The 6,368-nt window shown below is 69.7% G+C and carries 6 protein-coding genes; 1 reads left to right on the top strand and 5 read right to left on the bottom strand.

The features are described 5' to 3' along the window. The 5 genes from VKH46_05980 to VKH46_05960 form a co-directional block, all read right to left on the bottom strand. The coding region (locus VKH46_05980; GenBank protein HKB70374.1) for a DHH family phosphoesterase at positions 1 to 557 on the bottom strand (557 nt) is incomplete at its 3' end. Beyond that, positions 554 to 1,510, bottom strand: a complete 957-nt coding sequence (locus tag VKH46_05975; protein HKB70373.1) for an acetyl-CoA carboxylase carboxyltransferase subunit alpha — start codon at positions 1,508 to 1,510, stop codon at positions 554 to 556. The genes VKH46_05980 and VKH46_05975, both read right to left, overlap by 4 nt. A gap of 171 nt (positions 1,511 to 1,681) precedes the next feature. Then, positions 1,682 to 4,087 carry a primosomal protein N' gene (priA, locus tag VKH46_05970; GenBank protein ID HKB70372.1) on the bottom strand — a complete coding sequence of 802 codons (2,406 nt, stop codon included), beginning with the start codon at positions 4,085 to 4,087 and terminating at the stop codon, positions 1,682 to 1,684. Positions 4,088 to 4,137: 50 nt separating this feature from the next. Further along, positions 4,138 to 4,815, bottom strand: coding sequence for a hypothetical protein (locus VKH46_05965; protein ID HKB70371.1), 678 nt, complete (start codon positions 4,813 to 4,815; stop codon positions 4,138 to 4,140). Further along, positions 4,812 to 5,441: a superoxide dismutase gene (locus tag VKH46_05960; protein ID HKB70370.1), complete on the bottom strand. Its 630-nt coding sequence runs from the start codon at positions 5,439 to 5,441 to the stop codon at positions 4,812 to 4,814. The genes VKH46_05965 and VKH46_05960 overlap by 4 nt, the downstream gene beginning before the upstream one ends. A gap of 235 nt (positions 5,442 to 5,676) precedes the next feature. Between VKH46_05960 and VKH46_05955 the strand changes: the two genes are divergently transcribed. Continuing rightward, on the top strand, positions 5,677 to 6,368 hold a 692-nt coding region (locus tag VKH46_05955), incomplete at its 3' end, for a urate hydroxylase PuuD (protein HKB70369.1).

The following is a 6,368-nucleotide window of genomic DNA, read 5'->3' as shown; positions in this document are numbered from 1 at the left end:
TGGTCGGTGATGACGACCGCCACGCCCGCCGCCGCCGCTTCCGCGACCGCCTCGACGGCGGTGATGCCGCAGTCGACGGTGACGATCGCGCGGGGACGATGCTCGGCGAAGACCTTCCGGAACGTCTCGGGCTTCAGGCCGTAGCCGTCGCGCACGCGGTGCGGCAGGAACGGGACCGCGTCCGCTCCGAGCGCGCGGAAGACGGCCCGGAGCTGCGCGACGGCGGTGACGCCGTCCACGTCGTAGTCGCCGAAGACGACGATTCTCTCCCCGCGCCGCGCCACCGCGACCAGGGCGTCGACGGCCGCCTCCATCCCCTTCATCCGGAACGGATCGGGGGTCCGGTCGAGCGACGGAGTGAAGAAATCGCGCAGCGCTTCCGAATCGCCGAACCCACGCGCCGCCAGCACGCGCGCGACGATCGCGGGGATGCCCGACGCTTCCAGGGCGGCAATCGAGCCGGGGTCGGCGTCGCGGAGGGTCCACGCCGCGCCGGCGGCCGACGGTCGCGCGTTTTCCCGGTCTTCGGCGGCGCCGCCCGTTCCGGCGCCCGTCATCCGACCGTCTCGAACCATCCCATCCCGCGGAACTTCGCGTACCGCGCGGCGAGCAGGTCCTCCGGGGAGAGCGTCGAAAGGTCGTCGAACCCCCGGGATACGGTCTCGCCGAGCGCCTGGGCCGCCGCCCCGGGATCCGCGTGGGCCCCGCCGGCGGGCTCCGGAACGATCTCGTCGATCACGCCGAGCCCCTTCAGGTCTCCGGACGTGATCTTCATCGCCTCGGCGGCGTCCTTCTTGCGCGCGGCGTCCTTCCAGAGGATCGCGGCGCAACCCTCCGGCGAGATGACCGAGTAGACGGAATGCTCGAGCATGAGGATCCGGTCCCCGACGCCGAGGGCGAGCGCGCCGCCCGACCCCCCTTCCCCGGTGACGGCGACGACGATCGGCACCGCGAGACGGGACATCTCGTAGATGTTCGTCGCGATCGCTTCCGCCTGGCCGCGCTCCTCCGCGTCGATTCCGGGATACGCCCCCGAGGTGTCGATCAGCGTCAGGACCGGACGCCGGAACTTCTCGGCGAGCTTCATGACCCGGAGCGCCTTCCGGTACCCGTCCGGCCGCGGCATGCCGAAGTTCCGTCGGATCTTCTCCTTCGTGTCGCGGCCCTTCTGGTGGCCGATCACGGCGATCGGACGGTCTCCGAAGACCGCGAGCCCCGCGACGATCGCCTCGTCGTCGGAGAAGCGCCGGTCCCCGTGGATCTCGACGAAATCGCGGGTGAGCGCCTGGATGTAATCGAGCGGATAGGGGCGCTGCGGGTGGCGGGCGACGAGCGTCTTCTGCCAGGGGGAGAGGTTCGCGTAGATCTCCTCGGTCGTCCGCTCGATCCGCTCGCGCAGCTTCTGGATCTCACGGCGGCGGGACCCGTCGTCGGGAAGCGCCTCGAGCTCCTCGAGACGCCGCCGGAGCTTGATGATCGGCTCTTCGAACTGCGATTCTTCCGATTGCATCGACCCCGGATCTTATCGCGGGCCAGCACCGGGACCCCGCGATACGATCCGGGAAGCTCCAAAATCCAGGTCTCAAATTCCAACGGGCAGCGAAGCCTCGGATCTCCTTTTGAAATTTGGTCCCTGATATCTGGAATTTACCGGCGTCGGCGGTTCGCCGCCGCCGCCGGTTCACATCAGGTTTCGCGGGTCGATGTCGACCGCGACGGCCGCACCCGCCGGGGGCGATTCCGGAACGGCGCGCGCGAGAGCGGCCAGCACCGAGCGGCGGCTGCGGCTGCGCACGAGCACCTGGTACCGCCACTTTCCGGCGATCCGCTCGACCGGCGCTGCCGCGGCCGGCGTCACCCGGACCGACTCCTCGCCCGCGAGGCGGGCGGCGATCTCTCCGGCGACCGCGGCCGCCCGGTCCCGCTCTCCGGCGGAGACGAGCACCTCCGCCATCTCGCAGAACGGCGGGTAGAAGAACGTCCGCCGGAACCCGAGCTCCTCCCGCGCGAACGCCGCCGCGTCGTGGGCGAGCGCCGCGCGGATCGCGCCGTTCTCCGGGTGGAACGTCTGGACGAGCACGATGCCGGGCCGCGCCCCGCGCCCGGACCGGCCCGCGACCTGCGCGATCAGCTGAAACGTCTTTTCGGCGGCGCGGAAGTCGGGAAAGTTGAGGATCGTATCCGCGGAGAGCACGCCGATGGCCGTGACGTTCGGAAAATGGTGCCCCTTCGCGACCATCTGGGTGCCGATCAGCGCCTGAGCATCCCCGCTCTCCATCGAAGCGACGACGGCCGCGGGGCCGCCGCGGCGCCGCGCCGTGTCGGAGTCGAGCACGGCGAACCGCACCCGGGGAAAGAGCGAGGCGAAGCGCTCCGCGGCGCGCTCGGTTCCCGCGCCGATCGCCTCGAGGTGCGTCCCGCCGCAGACGTCGCAGCGGACGGGGATCGGGCGGCGCGAACCGCAATAGTGGCAGCGCAGCGCCGCTTCCCGCCGATGGACCACCGACGAGACGCTGCAGTTCGGACAGGGGAACGCGTTCCCGCACGCGCGGCAGAGGAGAAACGGCGCGTATCCGCGCCTCGGCGCGAGCACGATCGCCTGTTCGCCGCGCCCGAAGACCTCCTCGAGGAGCCCGACGAGCGGACGAGAGAAAAGGGGCACGCCCTTCTCCTCCGGCAGCGCCGGTTCCTTTCTCAGGTCGACGATCCGGACCTCGGGGAGCGGGCGGCGTTCGACCCGTTCCGGCATCTCCAGGCGCCGGATTCTCCCCTCTTCGCTCGCGTGCCAGGTCTCCAGCGCGGGAGTCGCCGAACCGAGGAGCAGCACCGCGCCGTGCGCCTGGGCGCGGAGCGCCGCGGCGTCGCGGGCGTCGTATCGGGGCGACTCGTCCTGCTTGTAGGAGCCGTCGTGCTCCTCGTCGACGACGATCACGCCGATGTCGGCGATCGGCGCGAACACGGCCGACCGCGGACCGATGACGACCCGCGCGCGGCCGCTCCGCATCTCCTGCCAGGCGCGGGCGCGGCGCGACTCTCCGATGGCCGAGTGCAGCACGACGGCCTCGTCGCCGAAGTTCGCTTTGAGCCGGCGGGCGAAGACCGGGGTGAGCGCGATCTCGGGAACGAGCCACAGCGCCCCGCGTCCCGCGGCGAGCGCTTGCGCGATCGCGCGGAGGTACACCTCCGTCTTGCCGCTTCCCGTCACGCCGAAGAGGAGGATCGGCGCGAACGTCCTCTTCCCGAGCGCCCCCTCGATCGCCGCGAGCGCCCGCCGCTGGTCCGGCGAGAGGTCGATTGGACGCTCCGGCGCCGGCCCGGGCCGCGGAGTCTCGTCCTCGGGCGGACGCTCCTGCTCGGCGGCCGAAACCGCGCCCCTGACGGCCAGCCGCCGCATCACGACGGGAGAGAATCCGGCCGCGCGCAGCTCCTCCCCGAGGGCCGGCCGTCCGAGGCTCTCGAGGAAACGGAGCGCCTCCCTCGCCCTTGCGGAGCGCCCGGCGGCTGTCTCCCGGTCGGCGGCCGCGCCGAGCAGCGAATACACGGGCTGCCTCCGCGATTTCCTCGGCGCGGCCGCGACGGGGCGGATCCAGCCCCGGAGCTCGAGAGCCCGCAGACGCTCTCTTCCACCCTCCATGGCAGCCGCGAGCTCGGCGCCGGCCGCCCTCCCGCGGAGGAGGAGCTCTTCGATCACCCGCCGGTTCGCCGGGTCGGCGCTCGAAGCCGCCGCCGCCCCCGCCGGGGTCGCTTCGTAACGCGTCGCTTCTCCGCGCGGGAGGCCGGCGGGGAGCGCCGCCCGGAGGAGCTCTCCCCACGAGCAGAAGAACCGGTCCGCGAGCGCCCGCGTCGTCTCGAGCAGCTCCCCCTCGACCGCGGGTTCCTCGTCGAGTACGGCGGTCAGCGCACGGAGCGCGCGTTCTTCCGCCTCTTCGGGGTCCTCCTCCACGACCACGCCGGACAACGTTCGTCCGCCCAGCGGTGCCGTGACCCGGCATCCGATGAGACGGCGCTCCCGGTGCGATGCCGGCACGCCGTACGTGAACGTGCGGCGCATCGGCAGCGGAAACGCGACGGAGACGCGATCGGGCATCCGTCGATTATGGCGGATCGCGGTGGGACGAGGCGTCTTCGCCGGCTTCGCTAGATCCGCGTCGAGGGGGTCTGGTCCGGTTCCGTGTCATCCCCGCTGACGAACTCGAACCTCTTCTGCCGGGCGTTCCATCGGTACCGCCGGCTCGTGTCGTCCTCGGAGAGATCGGGCGTGACGACGACCGCGTCCCGGTCGATCGAGAGGTCGCCGCGCTCGAGCGAGATCTCGCTCTCGATCACCAGCGGCGGCCGGAAGCCCCCGCGGCCGTCGGAGAGGAACGCGACCACCGAAAACCACGGCGAGGCGGCCGGCTTGCCGCGGTCGACGAACGCCGCGACGAAATCGAGCCGGCCGTCGTCGTCCAGGTCGCCGCGGACGAAGTACGGGTGGTAGACGCCGTAGAGCGGGGCCATGTCGTCGGCATCCTCCGACGGACGGGCGTCCGAGTCCGAGGCGACCCGCCAGCCGGGATGCGACGTCAGGAAAGCCCGGACCGCGCTGGTTTCCGCTCCGGAGAGCGCAACCTCGCGGGGAATCGAAGACCCGGTCGGGGGGGGCGGCGGGGCCTCGGAAGGCGCCGTTTCGCGGACGATGCGTACGTCCGGTCTCTTCCGGCAGCCCGGAAGCGAGAGCACCATCGCGCCGCTCAGCGCGAGGACGAGCGCGGACGAGAAAAAAGCGGCGAGCCGAAGCCCGCCGCCTCGTCCGGCCCCGGGACCCGCCGTCACGCGTGCGCGGCCGCTTCCTTCGAAATGCTCTCGAACCGCTCGTTCACCTTCTGCCAATTGACGTTCCTCAGGAATGCCTTCATGTAGGAGGTCTTGTCCGTCCCGTAGTCGATCATGAACGCGTGCTCCCAGGTGTCGAGCGCGAGGATCGGCCGCAGACCGACCATCATCCGGTCCGCATGCTCGAACACCTGATTGTGGTGGAGCATACGGTCGCGGTCGTCCCACGTCAAAAGCACCCACCCGTTGGTCGCCGTCGTTCCGCACGCTTCGAGGTCGCTTTCCCAGTTCGAAACCGAGCCGAACGCGCTCTCGATCGCCTTACGCACGTCGCCGGAGGCTTTCGCCTCCCGCGAGACGGGCCCGAGATTCTCGAAGTAGAGCTCGTGGAGGTACACGCCGTTGTACGGTGTGGCTTCACGGCGCCGGAGCTCCGAGTACTCGCCGTACGAGAAGTTGGATTTGGACACTCGTTGGTCGTAAGGGATGGCCGCGATCTTGTCGCGAACCTCGTTCAGCTTCTTGACGTACCCCTGGTAGAGGCCGAAATGCTGAGTCAGCTGCTTCTCGGAGAATCCGTCGAGCTTGCCGACCAGATGATCGAAATTCTTCGCCTGAACTGCCATTGCTTCTCCTTTCTTGAGAACCGCCCGCTATCGTATCGCGTCGAACCTTCTCCCGCGCCGTCGCCGGTCGGACGCACCGCGCCCCGCCGGGAACTTCGAACGACGACGGTTTGCGCGTGAATGGCCCGAACCGGTTTCGAGCGTGCAAGAAAAGTGCCGCCGTTGAAACGCCCCGGCGCCCCGGATATCCTCGCGGCTCGAGACCCCGACACACAGAGAAGGAGGGAAAGGCTCTATGTGGCCTCAAGACCCGATGACCAACGTCCTCTTCCTGCTCCGGTGGCTCCATTTCCTGGCGGGTATCACCTGGATCGGCATGCTCTATTTCTTCAACCTCGTCAACGTTCAGTTCATGAAGGAGCTCGACGCGGCGAGCAAGGGAAAGGTGGTCCCGAACCTGATGCCGAAGGCGCTGTGGTGGTTCCGGTGGGGCGCCTTCTGGACGGTCGTCGCCGGGCTCGCGCTTCACATGGCGACGGTCACGAGCGAAGCGCACGGCCTTCCGGCCTATTTCTGGATCTGGCTGGTCGTCGTGCTCGCCGCGTTCTCCGCCGGCACAGGGCTCTTCCGGGCGTTCACGAAGGACGGCCGCGCGCTCTTCGCCGCCTACCTGATCCTGATGCTCGTCATGAGCGCGATACTCTGGAACGTCCACGTTGCGGCGAACGCCTCGTGGAAGGTCCTTTCGATCGCGATCGGGGGCGGGATGGGGATCATCATGTTCATGAACGTCTGGATGGTGATCTGGCCGCTGCAGAAGAAGATCATCGCCGCGACGAAGGCCCAGGCGGAGGCGGGCACGGCGTCTCCGGCGGAGATGTCCGTATGGGCGCGCCGCGCGTTTCTCGCCTCGCGGACCAACGCCTGGCTCTCGGTGCCCCTGCTCTTCTTCATGGGGGCGGCGAGCCATTTCCCGATCGGAATCGG

The sequence above is a fragment of the Thermoanaerobaculia bacterium genome (assembly GCA_035260525.1).
Classification (GTDB): domain Bacteria; phylum Acidobacteriota; class Thermoanaerobaculia; order UBA5066; family DATFVB01; genus DATFVB01.
The sequence above is the reverse complement of the archived record's forward strand: the minus strand, read 5'-3'. Positions and strand labels throughout refer to the sequence as shown.